16 protein-coding genes and 2 tRNA genes are annotated in these 20920 nt (G+C 67.9%); 10 read left to right on the forward strand and 8 right to left on the reverse strand.

Going from position 1 to position 20920, the window contains the following annotated elements; all coding sequences use genetic code 11:
- Window positions 1-19: 19 nt before the first annotated feature.
- The 6 genes from EOD73_RS01130 to EOD73_RS01155 all read left to right on the forward strand — a co-directional run bounded on the left by EOD73_RS01130 (window position 20) and on the right by EOD73_RS01155 (window position 3730).
- Entirely contained in the window at window positions 20-910 is an 891-nt protein-coding gene (locus EOD73_RS01130; RefSeq protein ID WP_127680070.1) for a LysR family transcriptional regulator, read from the forward strand.
- Window positions 911-936: 26 nt separating this feature from the next.
- Window positions 937-1917 carry a tetratricopeptide repeat protein gene (locus tag EOD73_RS01135; RefSeq protein ID WP_164845912.1) on the forward strand — a complete coding sequence of 327 codons (981 nt, stop codon included), beginning with the start codon at window positions 937-939 and terminating at the stop codon, window positions 1915-1917.
- Between the two features lie 65 nt (window positions 1918-1982).
- Window positions 1983-2789 carry a prolipoprotein diacylglyceryl transferase gene (gene lgt / locus EOD73_RS01140; protein ID WP_164845913.1) on the forward strand — a complete coding sequence of 269 codons (807 nt, stop codon included), beginning with the start codon at window positions 1983-1985 and terminating at the stop codon, window positions 2787-2789.
- Window positions 2786-3514 carry a DNA polymerase III subunit epsilon gene (gene dnaQ, locus EOD73_RS01145; protein WP_127680076.1) on the forward strand — a complete coding sequence of 243 codons (729 nt, stop codon included), beginning with the start codon at window positions 2786-2788 and terminating at the stop codon, window positions 3512-3514. Before lgt ends, dnaQ begins: the two co-directional genes overlap by 4 nt.
- A 25-nt stretch (window positions 3515-3539) precedes the next feature.
- Window positions 3540-3614, forward strand: a tRNA-Val gene (locus EOD73_RS01150).
- 41 nt (window positions 3615-3655) lie between these two features.
- A tRNA-Val gene (locus EOD73_RS01155) sits at window positions 3656-3730 on the forward strand.
- 52 nt (window positions 3731-3782) lie between these two features.
- Here EOD73_RS01155 and EOD73_RS01160 read toward each other — a convergent pair.
- The 3 genes from EOD73_RS01160 to aat are packed head-to-tail and all read right to left on the reverse strand — an operon-like array spanning window position 3783 to window position 7305.
- Window positions 3783-4502, reverse strand: a complete 720-nt coding sequence (locus tag EOD73_RS01160; protein ID WP_127682356.1) for an arginyltransferase — start codon at window positions 4500-4502, stop codon at window positions 3783-3785.
- Window positions 4503-4534: 32 nt separating this feature from the next.
- Window positions 4535-6571: a glycogen debranching protein GlgX gene (gene glgX / locus EOD73_RS01165; protein ID WP_127680078.1), complete on the reverse strand. Its 2037-nt coding sequence runs from the start codon at window positions 6569-6571 to the stop codon at window positions 4535-4537.
- On the reverse strand, window positions 6568-7305 hold the full coding sequence (gene aat, locus EOD73_RS01170; protein WP_127680080.1) for a leucyl/phenylalanyl-tRNA--protein transferase: 738 nt from the start codon (window positions 7303-7305) through the stop codon (window positions 6568-6570). Before aat ends, glgX begins: the two co-directional genes overlap by 4 nt.
- A 32-nt stretch (window positions 7306-7337) precedes the next feature.
- On the opposite strand from aat, the gene EOD73_RS01175 reads away from it, so the two are divergent.
- Genes EOD73_RS01175 through EOD73_RS01185 form a run of 3 tightly spaced genes read left to right on the forward strand, consistent with a single transcriptional unit; the run spans window position 7338 to window position 9889 of the window.
- A complete protein-coding gene (locus EOD73_RS01175; RefSeq protein ID WP_127680082.1) occupies window positions 7338-7706 on the forward strand; it encodes a Spx/MgsR family RNA polymerase-binding regulatory protein in 369 nt (122 codons plus the stop codon).
- The gene (locus EOD73_RS01180) at window positions 7706-8404 is read left to right on the forward strand and encodes a riboflavin synthase subunit alpha (protein ID WP_127680083.1); all 699 of its coding nucleotides are present in this window, start codon (window positions 7706-7708) and stop codon (window positions 8402-8404) included. The genes EOD73_RS01175 and EOD73_RS01180 overlap by 1 nt, the downstream gene beginning before the upstream one ends.
- Window positions 8405-8446: 42 nt before the next feature.
- A complete protein-coding gene (locus EOD73_RS01185; RefSeq protein ID WP_240660546.1) occupies window positions 8447-9889 on the forward strand; it encodes a glycoside hydrolase family 30 protein in 1443 nt (480 codons plus the stop codon).
- 33 nt (window positions 9890-9922) lie between these two features.
- On the opposite strand, the gene EOD73_RS01190 is transcribed toward EOD73_RS01185, so the two are convergent.
- On the reverse strand, window positions 9923-11398 hold the full coding sequence (locus EOD73_RS01190) for an NADP-dependent isocitrate dehydrogenase (protein WP_127680085.1): 1476 nt from the start codon (window positions 11396-11398) through the stop codon (window positions 9923-9925).
- Window positions 11399-11498: 100 nt separating this feature from the next.
- On the opposite strand from EOD73_RS01190, the gene EOD73_RS01195 reads away from it, so the two are divergent.
- Entirely contained in the window at window positions 11499-12395 is an 897-nt protein-coding gene (locus EOD73_RS01195; RefSeq protein ID WP_127680087.1) for a LysR family transcriptional regulator, read from the forward strand.
- A 13-nt stretch (window positions 12396-12408) separates the two neighbouring features.
- On the opposite strand, the gene EOD73_RS01200 is transcribed toward EOD73_RS01195, so the two are convergent.
- From EOD73_RS01200 to acnB, 4 genes are all read right to left on the reverse strand, one after another.
- The gene (locus EOD73_RS01200) at window positions 12409-14400 is read right to left on the reverse strand and encodes a hypothetical protein (RefSeq protein ID WP_127680089.1); all 1992 of its coding nucleotides are present in this window, start codon (window positions 14398-14400) and stop codon (window positions 12409-12411) included.
- Window positions 14401-14523: 123 nt separating this feature from the next.
- Window positions 14524-15513, reverse strand: a complete 990-nt coding sequence (locus EOD73_RS01205) for a CBASS cGAMP-activated phospholipase (RefSeq protein ID WP_127680091.1) — start codon at window positions 15511-15513, stop codon at window positions 14524-14526.
- A gap of 4 nt (window positions 15514-15517) precedes the next feature.
- Window positions 15518-18256: an aconitate hydratase AcnA gene (gene acnA, locus EOD73_RS01210; protein WP_205702392.1), complete on the reverse strand. Its 2739-nt coding sequence runs from the start codon at window positions 18254-18256 to the stop codon at window positions 15518-15520.
- Window positions 18257-18326: 70 nt separating this feature from the next.
- A complete protein-coding gene (acnB, locus tag EOD73_RS01215; RefSeq protein WP_127680095.1) occupies window positions 18327-20918 on the reverse strand; it encodes a bifunctional aconitate hydratase 2/2-methylisocitrate dehydratase in 2592 nt (863 codons plus the stop codon).
- Window positions 20919-20920: the final 2 nt, after the last annotated feature.

Genomic DNA, 20920 nt, shown 5'->3' on the forward strand with positions numbered 1-20920 from the left:
GGCATGATTGATTTCGAAAATGGAATCGATCAATCCCGAGCTGGCCCGCCTGTTCCTGACCCTGGCGGAGGAGCTGCATTTCGGACGCACCGCCGAACGCCTGGGGCTGCGGCAACCCCAGGTGAGCAAGGGCCTGCGACAGCTGGAGGCCGACGTGGGCGTGCCGTTGCTCGCGCGCACCAGCCGGCGCGTGCAGCTCACACCCGCCGGGCAGGCTTTGCGCGAGCCCCTGCAAGACTGGCTGCAGCAGGGCCAAGGCCTGGCCCCGCTGGCACGGGCGGCCGCCCAGGGCCAGCGCGGGCGTTTGCGCGTCGGGCTGGTGTCACCGGCCGGCTTTGGGCCCTTGCCCCTGTGGCTGCACGCGTTCCAGACGGCGCACCCGGGGGTGGCCTTGGAGTTGCGAGAGGCCACCCTGGACCTGCAGCTCGACGGCCTGCAACGCGGCACGCTCGACTTGGGCTGGGTGTTGCAGCCCACCGGCAGCCCAGCGCCCCCGTTGGGTTGGCGGGCCCTGCAGGACGAGCCCTTTGTCCTGGCGGTGTCCGAGCGCACCGCCCAGCGGCTGGGTCCGAGGCCCGGGGTGGCGGCTTTGCTGGCCGAGCCCCTGGTGCTGTTTCCGCGGGACATCGCGCCGGCGTTGCACGATGCCGTGGTCGACTACTACCGCGCTCACGGTGTGCTGGGGCAGCCCCGGCAGCGGGCGGTGCAAATGGCCACGCTGATTCACCTGGCCTCGGCCGACTTCGGGCTGGCCTGGGTGCCCGCCGCCATGCAGGCGGTGCAGCGCCCTGGCGTGGTGTACCTGCCGGCGCCGCGGGGCGCGCCGCGTTGCCAGACCTGGGTGCTGGCGGCCCAACCCTTGGGGCCCGTCGCCCGTGCGTTCCTGCAGGGATTGCCGTCTGCCGGATGATGCGGGCCTGCGTTATGCCTCGACCCATGACCCGAACCCTTCGCCCCCTGTTGTTGGCCTTGTCCCTTGGCCTGTTGGGCCCCGCCCAGGCGGCGTGGCTGCGCGACGAGCAGCTCCAGCGCCTGTGGGAGTTGGGCAAGCGCGACGACCTGGCCTTGGTGACGCAATCGCTGCGTTCGGCCGACGCCTACGCCGCCCAGGCCATGCTGGCCAACGACTTGAACGACAGGGCCGCGATCGACCGGGCCCTGGGCCTGGCCGAGGCCTGCGTGAAGCAACACCCTGAAGCCGCCAATTGCCAGTTCGTGCTAGGCACGGTGCTCAGCGCCAAGGCCATCAATGGCGGGGTGCTCCAGGCCATGCGCCTGAGCGGCAAGGTGTTTGACGCGTGGGAGAGCGCGCTTCGCCTGGACCCCTACCTCTTCGAGGCGCGCATCGTGCTGCAGCAAACCTACCTGCTGCTGCCATCCATGGCCGGCGGCAGCGTGCCCAAGGCCGAGGCCTTGGAGCTGGCCGTGCGCAGCAGCCAGCCCGAGGTGGCCAAGCTCTTGCGGGCCAACCTCGCGGCCAAAAAGGAGCGCTGGGACGAGGTCGAGCGCGAGCTGCTGGCCGTGAAGTGGGGCGACGATCACAGCTTCCACGGCCAGGCGATGGGCGTTTGGCAAGGGCTGCTGCGCCATTGGTTGAAGACCAACGAGCACGCCCGGGCCCGCCAGCGCATGGAGCAGTTGATGCAGCAACAGCCGCAATCGGCCGTGCCCGCCTTTTCCTTGGGCCGCGTCGCCGCCGACGAGGGCAAGCACGACGAGGCCATCCGCTGGTACGAGCGGGCACGGGGCCTGATTGGGGCCCACACCCTGCCCATCGACTACCGCCAAGGGCTGGCCTACCTCGACCTGGGCGACAAAGAAAAGGGCCGCGCGTTGCTGCAGCGCTTCGTGCAAACGCCGCGGGTGCCGCCCAACAACCTCAGCGACGCCAAGAAGCGCCTTAAAGAGCTGGGTTGACGCCGGGCGGGGCGCTCGAGGCCGGCTCGTAAACTCCGCCGCCTTCCCGGAACCGAGCCCTGCCCATGTGGGTCCACCCCCAATTCGATCCCGTGGCCCTGCAACTGGGCCCCTTGTCCATCCACTGGTACGGGCTGATGTACCTGCTGGCCTTCGGGATGTTTTTCTTCCTGATGCGCCGACGCATGGCCCTGCCGTTCGCACCCTTGCCGGCGTGGACCGCCAAGGACTTGGACGACCTGTTGTTCTTTGGCGTGCTCGGGGTGGTGCTGGGAGGCCGCCTGGGCCAGGTGCTGTTCTACGAGCCCTTGCGCTACCTCGCCAACCCGCTGGAGATCTTCATGGTCTGGAAGGGCGGCATGTCGTTCCACGGCGGACTGCTGGGCGTGATCGTCGCGCTGGCCCTGTGGGCCCGTTCGCGCGGTCGGCGCTTTTTTGATGTGATGGACATGGTGGCCCCCTGCGTGCCCACGGGGCTCATGGTGGGCCGCATCGGCAACTTCATCAACGGCGAGCTTTGGGGCCGCGTGGCCCCGTCGGACCTGCCCTGGGCCATGGTGTTTCCGCAGGTGGGCGACGGTCTGCCGCGCCACCCTTCGCAGATTTACCAATCCTTGACCGAGGGCCTGCTGCTCTTTGTGCTGCTATGGTGGTTCGCCAGCAAGTCGCGTGCGCGCGGCCAGGTCAGCGGCATGTTCCTGATCGGCTACGGAGGATTCCGCTTCTGCACGGAGTTCTTCCGCGAGCCCGACCATTTCGACATCGGCCTGCACAGCTTGCCGCTGAGCCAAGGCCAGGTGCTGTGCCTGCTGATGGTGGCCGCCGGTCTGGCCATCGTGGCCTGGAGCCGCCGCCAAGGGAAGCCTGAATGAGACAAGTCTTCTTCGACACCGAAACCACCGGCCTGGACCCCGACAAGGGCGACCGCGTGGTCGAAATCGGCTGCGTGGAGATGGTCGACCGCCAACTCACCGGCCGCCACCTGCACCTGTACCTCAACCCCGAGCGGGACATGCCCGAGGAGGCCTTCCGCGTCCACGGCCTGTCGGCGGAGTTCTTGTCGGACAAGCCGAAGTTCGCCGAGGTGGCCGACCAGGTCACCGCGTTCTTGGCTGGCGCTCAGGTGGTGATCCACAACGCTGCGTTCGACATCGGCTTCATGAATGCCGAGCTGGCCCGCATCGGGGCGGCGCCGATGGCGCAGACCGTGGCCAGCGTGCTCGACACCTGGCAGCTCGCCAAGGAACTGTTCCCGGGCAAAGCGAACTCGCTCGACGCCCTGTGCCGGCGCTTGGAGGTGGACAACAGCGGTCGCAGCTTCCACGGCGCTTTGTTGGACGCGGAATTGCTGGCCGAGGTTTACGTGCGCCTCACCCGGGGCCAGCACAGCCTGCTCGGGGAGGAAGCGCAGGCCGAGGGCGAACAGGGCGACGACGAGGACCTGGGGCCCTTCGACTTCACCGCGTTGGGCTTGCCGGTCACCGCCCTGAGCGACGAAGAACAGGCGGCCCACGAGGGCGTGCTCAAGGGCCTGGACAAGGATGCCGGTGGCGCTTGTTTGTGGCGCAAGTTGGAATCCCCCCAAGCCGTGGCATAATGTCAGGCTTTCCCGGACACAGACCGGGCGGTTAGCTCAGCGGTAGAGCACTGCCTTCACACGGCAGGGGTCGCAGGTTCGAACCCTGCACCGCCCACCAAGCCCTCCAAGGCTTGGCCTCCAAAGCGGTCTGTTGCTCCCGGGCGGTTAGCTCAGCGGTAGAGCACTGCCTTCACACGGCAGGGGTCGCAGGTTCGAACCCTGCACCGCCCACCAAAAACGCAAAGGCCACGTCGATCGACGTGGCCTTTTTCATTCCTGGCGCAGATCAGCCCGGCTGCCAGCGTCCTTCGCGCAGGACTTCGTGCGGCTGGAACTTGGCCTTGTAGGCCATCTTGGGGCTTTGCGCGATCCAGTAGCCCAGGTAGAGGTGCGACAGCTTGAGCTGGCGCGCCTGCTCGATCTGCCACATCACGCTGTAGGTGCCGTAGCTCTTCCCCGGCTCGGGGTCGTAGAAGGTGTACACGGCAGAGAGGCCGTCGGACAGCATGTCCAGGATGCTGACGATCTTGAGGTGGCCCTCGGCGTCGCGGAACTCGACCAAGCGCGAGTTCACGCGGCTTTGCAGCAAGAACTGCGAGTACTGGTCGACGCTGTCGTGGTCCATGCCGCCACCGCTGTGGCGGGCCGACTGGTAGCGCAGGTACAGGTCGTAGTGCTCGGCGCTGTAGCCCAGGCGCATGACGCGGGCCTTCAAGTCGGCGTGTTGGGCCAGGGCGCGTCGCTGACTGCGCGTGGGCTTGAACGGGGCCACGGGCACGCGCAGGGGCACGCAGGCTTGGCAGCCTTCGCACTGCGGGCGGTAGGTGAACAGGCCGGACCGGCGAAAGCCTTGGGTGACCAGGTGCGAGTAGGCGTCCGCGTGGATCAGGTGGCTGGGCGTGGCCACTTGGCTGCGGGCCTGGCGCTCGGCCAGGTAGCTGCACGGGTAGGCGGCAGTCACGTAAAACTGCACCTGGGTGAACGGCAGGTCCTTGAGTTGGGTCACGGCGCCCATGATAGGAGCCCGCCCACGGCCGCTCAGCCGGGACTTGCCCGGGCGAACAGGGCCACCACCGAGCGCGGGGCCACGGTATGGCTGGCGCCCGCCACCGGTTCGGCCGCTTCGAAGTCGACCAGATCCTGCGGGCTGGGGCGGCTGGTGTCCAGGACCCGGCGCCAGGCCAGGCCTGGGGGCAGCTCGAAGGACAGGGGTTCCCAGTAGGCATTGAGGGCGAAGTGCATGCGCAGGTCGCCCGACAGGCTGCTGGCCGTCACGGCCAGGCTGTGCGAGGTGTTGTGCAGGTCGGGCTGGCGCAGGTGCACGCCGTGCAACTGCACACGCACCTGGGTCATCAGTTGCTCCAAGGACAGCGGCGGCGCGTCGCGCACCGACTCGCGCTGGGCGCGCAGGGCGATCAGGCCTCGGACGAAGCGGTGCAGCTCGGCGTGCGTGTGCAGGCCGCGCCAGTCCAGCCAGCTGATGTCGTTGTCTTGGCAGTAGGCGTTGTTGTTGCCTTGCTGGCTGCGGCCCATCTCGTCGCCCATCAGCAGCATGGGGGTGCCCAGGCTCAGCACGGTGATGGCGAGCAGGTTCTTTATCTGCCGCAAGCGCAGCGCGTTCACGGCGGGGTCGTCGGTGGGGCCTTCCGTGCCGCAGTTCCAGCTGCGGTGGTCGTCGCTGCCGTCGCGGTTGTCTTCGCCGTTGGCCTCGTTGTGCTTGGTGTTGAAGCTGACCAAATCGTGCAGCGTGAAGCCGTCGTGGCTGGTGACGAAGTTGATGCTTTGCGCCGGCTCGCGCGCCCCGCCGGCGTACAGGCGTGGGCTGCCCAGCAGGCGCTCGGCCAGGGCGGGCACCTTGCCGGGCTCGCCGCGCACGAAGCTGCGCACGTCGTCGCGGAAGTGACCGTTCCACTCCTTCCAGTGGTCGCCGCCGAACCCGCCCACTTGGTAAAGCCCAGCCGCGTCCCAGGCCTCGGCGATGAGCTTGGTGCCGGCCAGCGCGGGGTCGGAGTCGATGTCCCAAAGCACCGGGGCGCGGGGCATGGGCCGGCCTTGCTCGTCGCGCGACAGGATGGCCGCCAGGTCGAAGCGAAAGCCGTCCACGTGCATGACCTGCACCCAATAACGCAGGCTGTCCAGGATGAGCCGGCGCACCACCGCGTGGTTGGCGTTGAGCGTGTTGCCGCAGCCGCTGTGGTTGGCGTAGCGGCCGCCGCTCTCCAGCATGTAGTAGGTCGCGTTGTCCAGGCCACGCAGGCTGTGCGTGGGGCCGCGATCGTCGCCTTCGGCCGTGTGGTTGTAGACCACGTCGAGGATGACTTCGAGGCCGGCGCGGTGCAGGGCTTTGACGAGGTCGCGGAACTCGTTGAGGGGTGCCAGTGGGTCGGTGCCGACGGCGTAGGCCGCGTGCGGGGCGAAGAAGCTCAGCGGGCTGTAGCCCCAGTAGTTGGTCAGGCCGGGCGGGGCATCGTGGGGGTCGAACTGAAAGACCGGCATCAATTCGACGGCGGTGATGCCCAGGTCGACGAGGTAGGGGATCCGGTCGATCAGCCCAGCGTAGCGGCCGCGGTGGGCCTCGGGCACGCCGCTGCTGGGGTGGGCGGTGAAGCCGCGCACATGGGTTTCGTAAACGACGGTTTGGGCGAAGGGGCGGCAGGGCAGGCGATCGCCCTCCCAGTCGTAGGCTTGGTCGTCGGCCACCACGCTGCGCAGCGCCGTGGCCGCCGCGTTGTCGCCGCGGCAGTGGCCGGGGGGCGTGGCCAGGGCGCGGCCGTAGGGGTCCAGCAGCAGGCGCTCGCCGTCGAAGCGGTGGCCTTGCTCGGGCGCCCATGGGCCGTCCATCTGCCAGGCGTAGGCCGTGCCCACGGGCAGGTCGGGCACGAAGGCGTGCCAGTAGTGCCAAGTGCGGTGGCGGCGCGGGTCCAGGGCGAGCGTGTGGCTGGGGCGGGCGTCGTGGGGGTGCGCGAACAGGAGCAGGCGGCAGGCCGTGGCGTGGCGGGAGTAGACGGAGAAATTGACGCCGTGCGCCGACGGGCGGGCCCCCAGGGGGTAGGGGCTGCCGGGCTGGGGCGTCATGGCGCCAGCACCCAGCGCCAGGCCGTGGGGTCGTCCTCCCACGCCGTCAAGGGCGGCGCGTGGACGGTGGCGGCCAGGTGGGCGCGAAAGGCCGCACCGCTGACCTCGGCCGCGCCCAGGCTGGCCAGGTGCCGGGTGTTTTGCTGGCAGTCGATCCAGGCAATGCCATCGCGCCGGCACAGTGCCACGAGGTACGTCAGGGCGATCTTGGAGGCGTCGGTCGCGTGCGCGAACATCGACTCGCCGAAGAACATGCGCCCCAGGCGTACGCCGTACAGGCCGCCGATGCACACCCCGTCGCGCCAAGTCTCCACGCTCTGCACCACGCCGCGGCGGGCCAGTTCGGCGTAGGCGGCCTGCATGTCGGGCACGATCCAAGTGCCGCCCTGGCCTTCGCGCGGGGTGCTGGCGCAGGCGCGGATCACGGCCTCGGTGTCGCGGTTGACGTGCACGGCGCAGCCGGGGGTGCGCAAGAAACGGCGCAGGGTTTTGCGCAGCGAGGGATGCAGCTTGAAATCGGCGACCTGCAGCACCATGCGCGGATCCGGGCTCCACCACAGGGGCGGCTGCCCCTCGCTGAACCAGGGAAAAATGCCCTGCTGGTAGGCCGCCACGATGCGCTCGGGGCGCAAATCACCGCCCACCGCCAGCAGGCCCGGGGCGTCGCTGTCGGGGCCCAAAGCCGAGGCCGGGTCGGGGAAGGCGAGGGCGGTCGGATGGAGTCGGACAATCACGCATCGATGCTAGCGCTGACCCTCTGAATCCCATGCCTTCTTTGACCCTCTACGGCATTCCCAACTGCGACACCGTGAAGCGCGCGCGCGCCTGGCTGACCGAGGCGGGTGCCACCGTGGCCTTCGTCGATTTCAAGAAGGCCCCGCCCACCGTGCCTCAACTGCGCACCTGGGCCCAGGCGGTGGGGTGGCAGACCTTGCTGAACCGCCAGGGCACCACCTGGCGCAAGCTGGACGAGGCTACGCAGGCCTTGGCCTGCGACGAGGCCGGCGCCGTGGCCCTGCTGGCCACACAGCCCAGCGCCATCAAGCGCCCGGTGGTGGACTGGGGCGACGGTCGCGTGACCGTGGGCTTTGGCGAAGAGCGCTTTGCCAAGCTGCTGGCCGGGGAGCGCGCCTGATGTTCACCGGCATTGTGCAAGGCGTGGCCCGCGTGGCCGCCATCGAGGCCCGCGAGGGCCTGCACACCCTGCGCTTGCAGTTCCCCGAAGGCTTCGATGGCGAACTGGCCATCGGCGCCAGCGTGGCCTGCGACGGCGTGTGCCTGACCGTGACCGAACGCCCCGCGCCGAATGAGGCCCTGTTCGACGTGATGGCCCAGACCCTGCGCCTGACCACGCTGGGCGGATTGCAAGTGGGCTCGGGCCTCAACGTGGAGCGCGCCGCCAAGGAGGGCGCCGAGGTGGGCGGGCACCCGCTTTCGGGCCACGTGGACGTGAGCGCCACCATCGCCGAGATCCGCCGGCCCGACAACAACCACGTCATCCGCTTCGCGCTGCCGGCGCCCTGGATGCGCTACGTGTTCGCCAAGGGCTACGTCGGCGTGAACGGCTGCAGCCTGACCGTGGCCGAGGCCCATCGCGAGCGCGACGGCTCGGGCTGGTTCGAGGTCTGGCTGATCCCCGAAACCCTGCGCATGACGACCTTCGGGGACAAGGGCGTGGGCGACGCCGTGCACATCGAGATCGAGCGCAGCACGCAGGTGATGGTGGACACCGTGCGCGATGCGCTGGACGAGAAGCTGGGCCCGCTGATGCCGCTGCTGGAGCAGCTGGCGGCCGAGCGCGGCATCGCGCTGGGGGCGCTGACCGGGCGCTGATCGACCTCCGATCGGGCGCCGGTTGGCGCCAGAATGGCGGCCATGAAAGCCCTTTCAAGCCTGCTGCTGGCGCCCCTGTTGGCCGCGGGTGGGGGCTGCTCTTCGCCCTTGAACGCCGCCATGCCCTTGACCCTCCGCATCCACACCACCGCCCAGGGCGCCCCCGAGCGACTGGCCCTCACCGGCACGGTGTCGTTCCAAGCCCGCCAACAGGCGCCCGAGGGCGATGTGTCGGTCTTCGTCAACCCCGCGCAGCGTTTTCAAACGGTGCTGGGGATCGGTGGCGCCATCACCGACGCCAGCGCCGAGGTCTTCGCGGGGCTGAGCCCCAACGCGCAGGCGGACTTGCTCACCGCCTACTTCGACCCGCAGCAGGGGATCGGCTACACCCTGTTGCGCACCACCATCCACAGCAGCGATTTCAGCAGCGCCAGCTACACCTACGTGCAGGACGGCGACGCCAGCCTGGCCAGCTTCGACGTGGCGCCCGACCGCGTGCACCGCTTGCCCATGATTCGCGGTGCCTTGAAAGCCGCGGGCGGCCGGCTCACCACCTACGTCAGCCCCTGGAGCGCGCCGGCCTGGATGAAGGACAACGGCAGCATGTTGCAAGGGGGCGCGCTGCTGCCGGAGCACGCCGGTACCTGGGCCCGCTACATCGCCAAGGCCGTGAAGGCCTATGAGCAAGAAGGCGTGCCGGTCTGGGGCCTGACCGTGCAAAACGAGCCCATGGCGCGGCAGCGCTGGGAGTCCATGATCTACACGGCCGAGCAAGAGCGCGACTTCGTGCGCGACCACCTGGGGCCCACCTTGGCGCGCGAGGGCCTGGGCGACCGCAAGTTGATCGTCTGGGACCACAACCGCGACCTGATCAAGCAGCGGGCCGACGTCATCCTGAGCGACCCCGAGGCGGCGAAGTACGTGTGGGGCGTGGGCTTCCATTGGTACGAAACCTGGGCCGGCGGGGCGCCCATGCACGGCAACGTGGCGGCCACGCAGCAAGCCTGGCCGGCCACGAACCTGCTGCTGACCGAGGCCACCGTCGAGCGCTTCGACCCCAGCCAGCTGCAATCTTGGGCCAACGCCGAGCGCTACGGCCAGCAAATGATCGGCGACTTCAACGCCGGGGCGGTGGGCTGGACCGACTGGAACCTGCTGCTGGACGAGACGGGCGGCCCCAACCACGTGGGCAACTTCTGCTTCGCGCCGGTGCACGCCGACCGGGCGACCGGTCGCGTGACCTTCACGCCCAGCTTTGCCTACCTTGGGCACTTCTCGAAGTTCGTCCGGCCGGGGGCGCAGCGCGTCAGCGCCGTCAGCAGTCGGAGCAGCTTGCACACCACGGCCTTCGTTCACCCTGACGGGCGCCTCGCGGTCGTGGTGCTGAACCTGGGCGACGCGCCGTTGGACTACCGCTTGCAGGTGGGCGAGGAGGAAGCTTGGGTGCGCATCCCGGCTCGCGCCATCCAGACCCTGAGCCCCTGATCCCCTGCGCGCCCGCGGCTCGCCCGGGCGGGTTCACTGGCCCTGGCCGAGCGCGAAGCCGGGCTGGCCGTCGAATTCGCACAGGTGCTCGGTCTTGATGAAGTCCAGGCCGTCGCTGACCAGGTTGTCCAGCAGGTGCACGATGTCTTGGTGGCTCACCTCGCGGGAGGCGCCGCTGCCGTCCGTGCCCATGAAGCGGCAGCGCCAGTGGTCGGTGCAGAAGGTTTCCGCAAAGCCGCCGGGCCAAACCTTGACGCCCCGGTTGGTGATCATCTGCAGCACGAACCCAGCGGGCTTGGGCTGGTGCGTGAGCGTGGCCAGCCGCCCCGCCAGGTAGTCGGCCGTGGTGCCCGCGGCATGGACGAAGACGTCCACGCCCACGATGCGCTTGCGGGCCGGCGGCGCGGGCACGTAGAGCGGCTTGGGCGTGGCGCGTGCTTGTGGGGCGTCGATGTAGTGCACGGGCTTGAACTGGCGCGGCGCTTGGCCCAGGCGGGCGATCACGGCATCGGCGAAGGCCTCGGTCCCGACGACCCGCCCGTCGGCGGAGGGCGTGAGGTCGGCCGTCACCCAACCGTCTTCGAGGGTGCGCAGCCAGGCGTTGTGCACCCGTGTGGCCACCTCGCTTTGGCGGATGTGCACCAGCATCATGACGGCCGAGAGCAGCAGGCCCGAGGGGTTGGCGATGCCTTGTCCGGCGATGTCGGGGGCGCTGCCGTGGATGGCCTCGAACATGGCGACGTGCTCGCCGATGTTGGCGCTGGGCGCGAGACCGACCGAACCCGTCAACTCGGCCGCCACGTCGGAAATGATGTCGCCGTAGAGGTTGGGCGTCACGATCACGTCGTAGCGCTCGGGTTGGGTGGCCAGGCGGGCCGTGCCAATGTCGATGATTTGGTGCTCGGTCGCGATCTCGGGGTACTCCGCCTTGATCTCGTCAAAGACCTTGTGGAACAGCCCGTCGGTCATCTTCATGATGTTGTCTTTGGTCATGCAGGTGACCTTCTTGCGGCCGTTGGCGCGGGCGTACTCGAAGGCGTGGCGCACGATCTTTTCGCAGCCAGGGCGGGTGATGAGCTTGAGGCACTGGAAGACCTCGTCGGTTTGCCGGTGCTCGATGCCGGCGTACAGGTCCTCCTCGTTTTCGCGCACGATGACCACGTCCATCGTCGGGTGGCGGGTGGCCACGGCGGGGGCGTAGGCCACGCAGGGGCGGACGTTGGCAAAGAGCCCCAAGGTCTTGCGAATGGTCACGTTCAGACTCTTGTAGCCGCCGCCTTGGGGCGTGGTGATCGGCCCCTTCAGAAAGACCTTGGTCCGCCGCAAGCTGGCCCAGCTTTCGGCGGCGATGCCGCTCGTGTTGCCGCCCAGGTAAACCTTTTCGCCCACCTCGATGACCTCGGGTGCGATTTGAGCCTCAGCGGCTTCCAGGATCCGCAAGGTGGCGGCCATGATTTCCGGGCCGATGCCGTCGCCGTGCGCCACGGTGATGGGGGTCTTGTTGGGCATGAGACTGTCATTGAGAGGTTGCCATGAGCGTCAGTTTCCCGAGAGTCTCTGATGATGAAAGTTGATTTTTATGGATCAAAAACATCGTTAAAGCCAATGCATGAAACCAACCCTGCCGGCCATACGGGCCACGCTCACCCAACTGAGAACCCTGGACGCCGTCGCCCGCCTGGGCGGTGTGGGCAAGGCGGCGGCGGCCTTGCACCTGGCGCAGCCCACGGTGTCCACCCAGTTGCGCGAGTTGGCAGCGGCGACGGACCTTCAACTCTTCGAGCCTGAAGGGCGGGGGTTGCGCATCACGGCAGACGGCGAGCGGCTGTGGGCCGCGGCGCGAGAGATGTTCGACGTGTGGCGCCGCTTCGAAGAAGACCAAGCCGATGTGCGCGGCCTGCGCGCCGGCCGCTTACAAGTGGCGGCCGTCACCACCACCGAGTACTTCTTGCCCGAGTTGCTCGGCCCCTTTGCACAGGCCTACCCGGGCATCGACATCGAGCTCACGGTGGAAAACCGAGATGCCGTCGTGCGTCGCCTGCGCGAGGGCGTGGCGGAGCTGGCGGTGATGATGCTGCCGCCCACCGACCTGCCCCTGAACCGCTGGCCGCTGATGGCGAACCCCTTGGTCTTGGTCGCCCCTGCGGGTCACCCGCTGGCCGGGCGGCGCAGCGTGCCGTGGTCGCGCCTGATCGCCGAGCCTCGGTTGGCCCGGGAGCCAGGCTCGGGCACTCGGCTGGCCACCGACCAGTTCCTGGCGCACCAAGGCATCGACTGGCAGCCGCGCATGGCCCTGGGCTCCAACGAAGCCCTGAAGCACGCCGTGGCCGCCGGCCTGGGCCTGGCGGTGCTGAGCCGCCACACCTTGGGTGGCGACGCCACCGGCTTGGTGGAGCTGAAGGCCAGCGGCTTGCCGATTCGGCGGCACTGGCAGGTGGTGTGGCGCCAAGACCGCCGGCTCAGCCGCGCCGCCCAGGCCCTGTTGGCGGCCTGGCGCGAGCGCTGACGGAACCCTTGGGTCAGTCCTGGGCTGCCACCACCCCGAACCGCCCCGCCGATTTCTCGTACAGCGTGCGTCCGGTGGCGGTCTCCTGAACCTTGAGGCTCAGCAGCAAGGTTTCGTGGATGTTTTGCGCCTTCAGCGCGAAGTTCGCCCGCAGGGGAATCACCACCCCCTCGCTGGTGTTGCGACCCGCTTGGCCAACTTCCCAAGCCTGGTACATCTTGTACTGTGAGCCATTGCGCAACTCCAACTGCGTCTTGGTGTGTTGCCCACTGAAGCAGGCCACCAGGTTCATGTGCCGTCCGCCCATGCCGCAGCTCAAGGTGGCGGTGTAGGGGAACTCGCGCGCGTGGTCGGCCTGGCGTTTGCGCTCCTCGGCTTTTTGCTGCTCCTCTGCCGCACGGGCCTGACGCTCTCGATCTTGTTTGACCGACAACGCGGTCTGCCCCTTGGGGGCGGCCTGCTTGTCATTGAGGTAGGCCAGCACCTCGCCCGCGCTGTTGCCCGTGCCGTACTTGCTGCTCTTCATTTCGGCCACAGCCTGATCGAACTGCGACTTGCTGCTGACCCCGAGTCCGGCGAGGGCCTTCACTTGATCGCCCGAGGCGTCGATGCTGCTGGCGAACTCGCTGGCCGCCCAGTCGGCATGGCCGCTGCGCTGTGCCCAGGCGTCGCGCAAGCCGGCCACGGGGAGGATCTCGTTCAGCTCGTACCGGCGCTTGCCCTGGTCGCGTTCGATGGCCTTCATCACCATGCGGAGCTGCTTCGGGAAATCCACGTAGACGGCGCAGTTTTCTGGGTTCTTTTGCAGGTCCAAGTACAGCTCCTCAACCGAGCCGTAAGCCTTGTGGAACGGTCTACTGCCCACCGTCGCCGAGATGCGTTGCTCCTTCAGGTGCGCCCGGAAGCTGTTGGACAGGACGTCGGCGCCCTTGAAGGCATAGCCCAGCACGGCCGCTCCGGTGGCGTCCTTGTAGGACAAGGTGCAGTAGCGCAGGCCCTCATTGCCCGGCAAACGCAGCGACAGCGATCCCACGTGTTCGCGAGAGTCGGCCGTGGCCAGTTCCTCCAGCTGGCCAGCGCGCTGGCGTTCGTTGTCGGCGGCCTGTTGCTGCCGGGCTTGATCGGCGGCGACGATCCGCTCGAGGGTCTCAACCTTGATGGTCTGGAAGCTCTCGTAGCGCTCCAAGGTTTTGGGATTTCGGGCCAAGACGGGTAGCGCTTGACGCTGGACCAACAGGAAGTCGGGGCGTTGCTGCAGAAAGACTTCGTTGCCCCGTGATTGAACGCAATCCATGGCGCGCGCCGGGCCGGGCTTGCTGCCCGCCAAGGTGCTGACGATGCGATCCAAGGGCCGTTGCACCAGCGTTTGGAACGGCATGCTGGCCGAGTTCAAGGCCGCGTACGACTGGGGGTACATCACGATGCAGTAGCTGTAGCCGCGCTGCAGGGCCTCCGGACTGGCGAGGCGCTTGGTGCCGTCCAGCGCCGACACCATGCGCAAGCCGCTGGCGTCTTGGTGGTACAGCACCAACAGGTCTCGCGTCTCGTCGGCAGCGGGCGGGTTGGCGGGAGCCTGAGTGCCGGCCGGGACTGGGGCGGCCGCAGCGGCTGGGCTTGCGGAGGGCGCTGCCGCCAAGCTGGCGGTGTTGCCCTGCACGGCCACCGTGGTGGAAGCATCCAGCTTGCAGCCTCCAGCCGTTTTCAAACCTCGAACCACCAGCGTCCCCACAGCCTTCACCGTGAATTGACCATCGGTCGAGTAGGTGTGGGGCACGGTCCAGGCTTCACCCGGTTCCAGCCTTCGCTTTTCAGCCCGTCCATCGCCAAACTGCAGTTCCACGCCACAGGGGTTCGATTCCGAGTGGCGCACCACGGCGACCACGGATTTGGGCTCGGTGCCTGCCTGCAGGGTCAGCGCTTCTCCGCTTTGGGACCAAGCGCTCAAAGGCAGCATCAACAGGGCTTGCACGGTTCGTTGGAGGGCGTGGGGCAGGACCAAACGCATGGACGACTCCGGTTGAATGGACGTGCCTTGACGCTAACGCGCCGTTTTCGGTTGCACCACGGTGGCTGCACCCCAACCACGAAGACTTCGTGGCGGAGGTCACGAGGCCACCGCTCCAGCGCGTCAGGCGCGCCGCGGCGGCTCGGTGCCCAACCAGGGGTCGAATGCGCGTCGCGGCGTCACGGCCATGGTGCGGTGCGCGAGTTCGCGCAGCACCTTGGCCGCTGCCGGGGTGGCCACGTCGATGCCCAGCCCTGCGTCGGCCGGCCAGTCGGCGTCCAGGCGCAGGTAGCGATCGCCCAGTCGGTCTTCCACCATGGCTTGCACGTGCTGCTGCTGGGCGGAGATGAGGGTCAGGATGAGTCGGCCGTCCGACAGCCAACCCACGGCACCGGCGTCCTCGTCCACGCCGTCGCGGGGGCGGTAATGCGCGGTGGCGGTGCCGACCGACAGCATGGACACCGAGGCCAGATCCACGCCCATGAAGTGCTCGGCCTCGTGCAGGGCCACCTGGTCGGGGGCCACCGCTACCAGGCCCCCATCGGCGTACAGGCGACCGCCGACCGACACCGACGGGAAGTAGGCCGGTGCGGCGCAGGACGCCAGCGCCACGTCGGACGCCCGCAGGGGCCCGTCGCCTTTGGAGGCGGCGGCGTGCGGCGTTTTGAAGACCTTGGTGCCGCAGGTGTGCACGTCCACGGCGGTGACGAGGGTGGGGTGGCGTGCATCCTTCAGGCAGGCGTCGCCCAACTCGTCCTCGAGGGCCTGCCGCAAGGCCACGCCGCTGTACTTGGGGCCCATGACGGAGCGGGTCAAGTCCATGAGTCGGCTCACCGTGCCGCCTGGCAGGCGGCGGTCGGAAAACACCTCGGTGCCGCGCCGCACGAACAGGTCGACCATGCGCTGCATCGGCACCTCGAAGGCCAGGCCCAGGGCCAACAGGCCGCCAATGGAGGTGCCCGCCAGCAGGTCGAAGCAGCGGCCCAAGGGCTGTCCCGCCTCCTCCTCCAACAGCGCCAGAACCTGGGCGGTGTACAGACCCAAGAAGCCCCCCCCACTGAGGGCCAAGACGCGAAAGCCGGCGCCTTCGGGCGGAAGTGGGCGGGGCCCCATGGTTTCAGGCCGCCAACAGTTGCCGCAGCACGAAGGGGAGGATCCCCCCGTGGCGGTAATAGTCGACCTCGATGGCGGTGTCGATGCGCAGCGTCAGCGTGACACGACGCTGCGTGCCGTCGGCACCGGTGATCCTCATCACCGCGTCACCCTGGGGCTTGATCGGGTCGGCCAGTTCGATGTCGATGGTTTCCGCGCCGGTCAGGCCCAGGGACTCCCAGCTGTCGCCGGCCTTGAACTGCAAGGGCAGCACGCCCATGCCAATGAGGTTGGCGCGGTGGATGCGCTCGAAGCTCTTGGCCACCACGGCTTTGATCCCCAACAGCTGTGTGCCCTTGGCCGCCCAGTCGCGGCTGGAACCGGTGCCGTACTCTTCGCCAGCGAACACCACGGTGGGCGTGCCCTCGGCCATGTACTGCATGGCGGCGTCGTAGATGGCCATTTTCTGGCCGCCCTTGAGGGTGTAGCCGCCTTCCTCGCGCGAGCCGTCGGCCTTGGGCGGCAGCATCAGGTTCTTGACGCGCACGTTGGCGAAGGTGCCGCGCACCATCACGTCGTGGTTGCCGCGCCGCGCGCCGTAGCTGTTGAAGTCGGCCTTCTGCACGCCCTGGGCCACCAGGAACTGGCCGGCGGGCGTCGTCTCTTTGAACGAACCGGCGGGGCTGATGTGGTCGGTGGTGATGGAGTCGCCGAACAGCGCCATGACCTTGGCCTTCTGCACGCCGGCCACCACGGCCTTGGGCGCCAGGGTGAAGCCGTCGAAGAAGGGCGGTTGCGCGATGTACGTGCTCTTGGGCCAGTCATAGACCTGGCCCTGAACGCCCTTGATCGCCTCCCACAGCTTGCCGGGCTTTTTGCCGACCTTGCCGTAGTTCTCCTTGAAGGCCTTGGGCGACATGGCGTGCTTCATCAGCTTGTCGATCTCGTCGCTGGTGGGCCAGATGTCGCCCAGGTACACGTCCTGGCCCTTCTTGCCCTGGCCCACGGGTTGGGTCATCAGGTCGACGGTGACGTTGCCGGCGATGGCGTAGGCCACCACCAAGGGCGGGCTGGCCAGGAAGTTGGCCTTGAGGTTGGGGTGGATGCGGGCTTCGAAGTTGCGGTTGCCCGACAGCACCGCGGCGCACACCAGGTCTTGCTCTTGGATGAGCTTGTTGAGCTCGGGCGTGAGGTCGCCCGCGTTGCCGATGCAGGTGGTGCAGCCGTAGGCGGCCACGTTGAAGCCAAGCTTTTCCAGGTAGGGCAGCAGCTTGGCCTTCTCCAGGTACTCGGTGACGATGCGGGAGCCGGGTGCCAGCGAGGTCTTGATGTGCGGCGCCACCTTCAGGCCGGCTTCGACGGCCTTCTTGGCCAACAGGCCCGCGGCCAGCAGCACGCCGGGGTTGCTGGTGTTGGTGCAGCTGGTGATGGCGGCGATCAGCACGTCGCCGTTTTTCACGGCCAGGCCGCTGTCGGTCTTGAACACCTGCTTGAGCTTTTCGGCCGGCTGGTTGAAGCCGTTGTTCGCCGTGGGTTGGCTGAACAGTTCGCTGAACGTCGAGGCCAGGTGGGTGATTTCGATGCGGTCTTGCGGGCGCTTGGGGCCGGCCAAGCTGGGCGTCACGGTGCCCAGATCCAGCGTGACGACGCTGGTGTAGTCGATGTCGCCCTTCTTGGGCACGCCGAACATCTTCTGCGCCTTCCAGTAGGCCTCGAAGGCCTCGATCTCGGCCTTGCTGCGGCCCGTGCCTTGGAAGTACGCGACCGTCTTCTCGTCCACCGGGAAGAAGCCCATGGTGGCGCCGTACTCGGGCGCCATGTTGGCGATGGTGGCGCGGTCGGGCAGGGCCAGGGTGCGCGTGCCTTCGCCGAAAAACTCGACAAACTTGCCCACCACCTTGTGCTGGCGCAGGATCTCGGTGACGGTGAGCACCAGGTCGGTGGCCGTCACGCCTTCGCGCAGGCGCCCGGTCAGTTCGAAGCCCACCACGTCGGGCGTCAGGAAGTACACCGGCTGGCCCAGCATGCCGGCCTCGGCCTCGATGCCGCCCACGCCCCAGCCCACCACGCCGATGCCGTTGATCATGGTGGTGTGGCTGTCGGTGCCCACCAGGCTGTCGGGGTAGTACACCTTGTCCTTGGTCTTGTGCACGCCGCGGGCCAGGTACTCCAGGTTGACCTGGTGCACGATGCCAAAGCCTGGAGGCACGACGCCAAAGGTGTCGAAGGCCTGCATGCCCCACTTCATGAACTCGTAGCGCTCGCGGTTGCGCTCGAACTCGAGCTTCATGTTCAGGTCGAGCGACTTCTTGCTGCCGTAGTGGTCGATCATGACGCTGTGGTCCACCACCAGGTCCACGGGCACCAGCGGCTCGATGCGCTTGGGATCATTGCCCATGGCCGCGGCCACGTTGCGCATGGCGGCCAGGTCGGCCAGCAGGGGCACGCCGGTGAAGTCTTGCAGCACCACGCGCGCCACCACGAAGGGGATCTCGTCGCTGCGCTCGGCCGTGGGCTGCCAGTTCGCCAACTGCGCCACGTGCTCGGGAGTGACCTTCTGGCCGTCGCAGTTGCGCAGCACGCTCTCCAGCACGATGCGCATCGAGATGGGCATGCGGTTCACGTTGGGGAACTGCTTGGCCAGCTGCGGCAGCGAGTAGAACCGCCCGGACTTGCCGGAGGCGGTCTCGAAGGTCTTCAGCGTCTTGGCAAAAGCGTGCGTGGCGGCCATGGGTGCTCTCGGTGGGCGAGGGGATCGACCCATTATGCGGAGCATGAAAAAGCCCGCAAGCCGGGGCGGCTTGCGGGCTTTTGGGTGGGGCTTGATGCGGGTTTTAGACCGTCACGCCCTTGGCCGTTTCTGCGTACTCCTCGATCTGGTCGAAGTTCATGTACTTGTAGATGCTGCCGGCGTCCTTGTTCACGATGCCCACGGCCTCGTGGTACTCGGCCACGGTCGGGATGCGGCCCAGCTTCGAGCACACGGCGGCCAGTTCGGCCGAGCCCAAGAACACGTTGGTGTTCTTGCCCAAGCGGTTGGGGAAGTTGCGGGTCGAGGTCGACATGACCGTGGCGCCTTCCTTGACCTGGGCCTGGTTGCCCATGCACAGCGAGCAGCCGGGCATTTCGGTGCGTGCACCGGCAGTGCCGAAGGTGGCGTAGTGCCCTTCCTTGATCAGCTCGTTCTGGTCCATCTTGGTCGGCGGGGCAACCCAGAGCTTGACGGGGATGTCACGGGCACCGCCCAGGACCTTGGCGGCCGCGCGGAAGTGGCCGATGTTGGTCATGCACGACCCGATGAAGGCCTCGTCGATCTTCGTGCCGGCGACTTCGGACATGAACTTGGCGTCGTCCGGGTCGTTCGGGCAGCAAACGATGGGCTCCTTGATGTCGGCCAGGTCGATCTCGATCACGGCGGCGTACTCGGCGTCCTGGTCGGCTTCCAGCAGGTTGGGCTGGGCCAGCCAGGCCTCGACGGCCTTGATGCGGCGCTCCAGCGTGCGCTTGTCTTGGTAGCCGTCGGCGATCATGTTCTTCATCAGCACGATGTTGGAGGTCAGGTACTCCTTGATCGGCTCGGGGTTCAGCTTGATCGTGCAGCCGGCGGCCGAGCGCTCGGCCGAGGCGTCGGACAACTCGAAGGCCTGTTCCACCTTCAGGTCGGGAAGGCCCTCGATTTCGAGGATGCGGCCCGAGAAGATGTTCTTCTTGCCCTTCTTCTCGACGGTTAGCAGGCCGGCCTTGATGGCGTACAGCGGGATGGCGTGCACCAGGTCGCGCAGGGTCACGCCCGGTTGCATCTGGCCCTTGAAGCGCACCAGCACCGATTCCGGCATGTCCAGCGGCATCACGCCCGTGGCGGCGCCGAAGGCCACCAGGCCCGAGCCGGCCGGGAAGGAGATGCCGATGGGGAAGCGCGTGTGGCTGTCGCCGCCCGTGCCCACGGTGTCGGGCAGCAGCAGGCGGTTGAGCCAGCTGTGGATGACGCCGTCGCCCGGGCGCAGGGCCACACCGCCGCGGTTGCTGATGAAGGTCGGCAGTTCACGGTGCATCTTCACGTCCACGGCCTTGGGGTAGGCGGCGGTGTGGCAGAAGCTCTGCATGACGAGGTCGGCCGAGAAGCCGAGGCAGGCCAGGTCCTTCAGCTCGTCGCGGGTCATTGGGCCGGTGGTGTCCTGGCTGCCGACGGTGGTCATCTTGGGCTCGCAGTAGGTGCCCGGGCGGATGCCCTGGCCTTCCGGCATGCCGCAAGCGCGACCGACCATCTTCTGCGCCAGGGTGAAGCCCTTGCCGGTGTCCACCGGCGCCTTGGGCAGGCGGAACAGCGTGGAGGCCGGCAGGCCAAGGAACTCGCGGGCCTTGCCCGTGAGCGAGCGTCCGATGATCAGGTTGATGCGACCACCGGCGCGCACTTCGTCCAGCAGCACCTCGCTCTTGAGCGCGAAGCGTTCGATGACCTCGCCGTTTTTGCGGATCTCGCCGGCGTAGGGCAGCACGTCGATGACGTCGCCCATCTCCAGCTTGCTGACGTCCACCTCGATGGGCAGCGAGCCCGAGTCTTCTTGGGTGTTGAAGAAGATGGGGGCGATCTTGCCGCCCAGGGTCACGCCGCCGAAGCGCTTGTTGGGCACGAAGGGGATGTCTTCGCCGGTGGCCCAAATCACGCTGTTGGTGGCCGACTTGCGACTGGAGCCGGTGCCCACCACGTCGCCGACGTAGGCAACCAGGTGGCCCTTCTTCTTCAGCTCGTCGATGAAGGCGATGGGACCGCGCTTGCCGTCTTCCTCGGGCTTGAAGGCCGCGTCGGGACGGGTGTTCTTCAGCATCGCCAAGTAGTGCAGCGGGATGTCCGGGCGGCTCCAGGCGTCCGGGGCGGGCGACAGGTCGTCGGTGTTGGTCTCGCCCGGCACCTTGAACACGGTGACGGTGATCTTCTGGGCCACTTCGGGGCGGGTGGTGAACCACTCGGCCTCGGCCCAGCTCTTCATCACGGCCTGGGCCTGCGCGTTGCCGGCCTTGACCTTTTCGGCGACGTCGTGGAAGGCGTCGAACATCAGCAGGGTCTTCTTCAGGCCCTCGGCGGCCACGTTGGCCACTTCGGCGTCGTCCAGCAGGTCGATCAGGGGCTTGACGTTGTAGCCGCCGACCATGGTGCCCAGCAGTTCGGTGGCCTTGGCCTTGCTCAGCAGGGCCACCTTCAGGTCCCCGTGCGCCACGGCCGACAGGAAGCTGGCCTTGACCTTGGCGGCGTCGTCCACGCCCGGGGGCACCCGGTGGGTCAGCAGGTCCAGCAAGAAGGCGTCTTCGCCGGCCGGCGGGTTCTTGATCAGCTCGATCAGCTCGGCCACTTGCTTGGCGTCCAGCGGCAGGGGCGGGATGCCCAAGGCGGCGCGTTCGGCGGCGTGTTGTCGGTAGGCTTGCAGCATGG

Source organism: Inhella crocodyli, from assembly GCF_004004565.1.
Classification (GTDB): domain Bacteria; phylum Pseudomonadota; class Gammaproteobacteria; order Burkholderiales; family Burkholderiaceae_C; genus Inhella; species Inhella crocodyli.

What these genes read in the sequence shown, in the direction of transcription:
- EOD73_RS01130 (WP_127680070.1), top strand. Translation starts at nt 20, where the DNA reads ATGGAATCGATCAATCCCGAGCTGGCCCGCCTGTTCCTGACCCTGGCG.
- EOD73_RS01135 (WP_164845912.1), top strand. Translation starts at nt 937, where the DNA reads ATGACCCGAACCCTTCGCCCCCTGTTGTTGGCCTTGTCCCTTGGCCTG.
- lgt (WP_164845913.1), top strand. Translation starts at nt 1,983, where the DNA reads ATGTGGGTCCACCCCCAATTCGATCCCGTGGCCCTGCAACTGGGCCCC.
- dnaQ (WP_127680076.1), top strand. Translation starts at nt 2,786, where the DNA reads ATGAGACAAGTCTTCTTCGACACCGAAACCACCGGCCTGGACCCCGAC.
- glgX (WP_127680078.1), bottom strand. Translation starts at nt 6,571, where the DNA reads ATGACGCCCCAGCCCGGCAGCCCCTACCCCCTGGGGGCCCGCCCGTCG.
- EOD73_RS01175 (WP_127680082.1), top strand. Translation starts at nt 7,338, where the DNA reads ATGCCTTCTTTGACCCTCTACGGCATTCCCAACTGCGACACCGTGAAG.
- EOD73_RS01180 (WP_127680083.1), top strand. Translation starts at nt 7,706, where the DNA reads ATGTTCACCGGCATTGTGCAAGGCGTGGCCCGCGTGGCCGCCATCGAG.
- EOD73_RS01185 (WP_240660546.1), top strand. Translation starts at nt 8,447, where the DNA reads ATGAAAGCCCTTTCAAGCCTGCTGCTGGCGCCCCTGTTGGCCGCGGGT.
- EOD73_RS01190 (WP_127680085.1), bottom strand. Translation starts at nt 11,398, where the DNA reads ATGCCCAACAAGACCCCCATCACCGTGGCGCACGGCGACGGCATCGGC.
- EOD73_RS01195 (WP_127680087.1), top strand. Translation starts at nt 11,499, where the DNA reads ATGAAACCAACCCTGCCGGCCATACGGGCCACGCTCACCCAACTGAGA.
- EOD73_RS01200 (WP_127680089.1), bottom strand. Translation starts at nt 14,400, where the DNA reads ATGCGTTTGGTCCTGCCCCACGCCCTCCAACGAACCGTGCAAGCCCTG.
- EOD73_RS01205 (WP_127680091.1), bottom strand. Translation starts at nt 15,513, where the DNA reads ATGGGGCCCCGCCCACTTCCGCCCGAAGGCGCCGGCTTTCGCGTCTTG.
- acnA (WP_205702392.1), bottom strand. Translation starts at nt 18,256, where the DNA reads ATGGGTCGATCCCCTCGCCCACCGAGAGCACCCATGGCCGCCACGCAC.
- acnB (WP_127680095.1), bottom strand. Translation starts at nt 20,918, where the DNA reads ATGCTGCAAGCCTACCGACAACACGCCGCCGAACGCGCCGCCTTGGGC.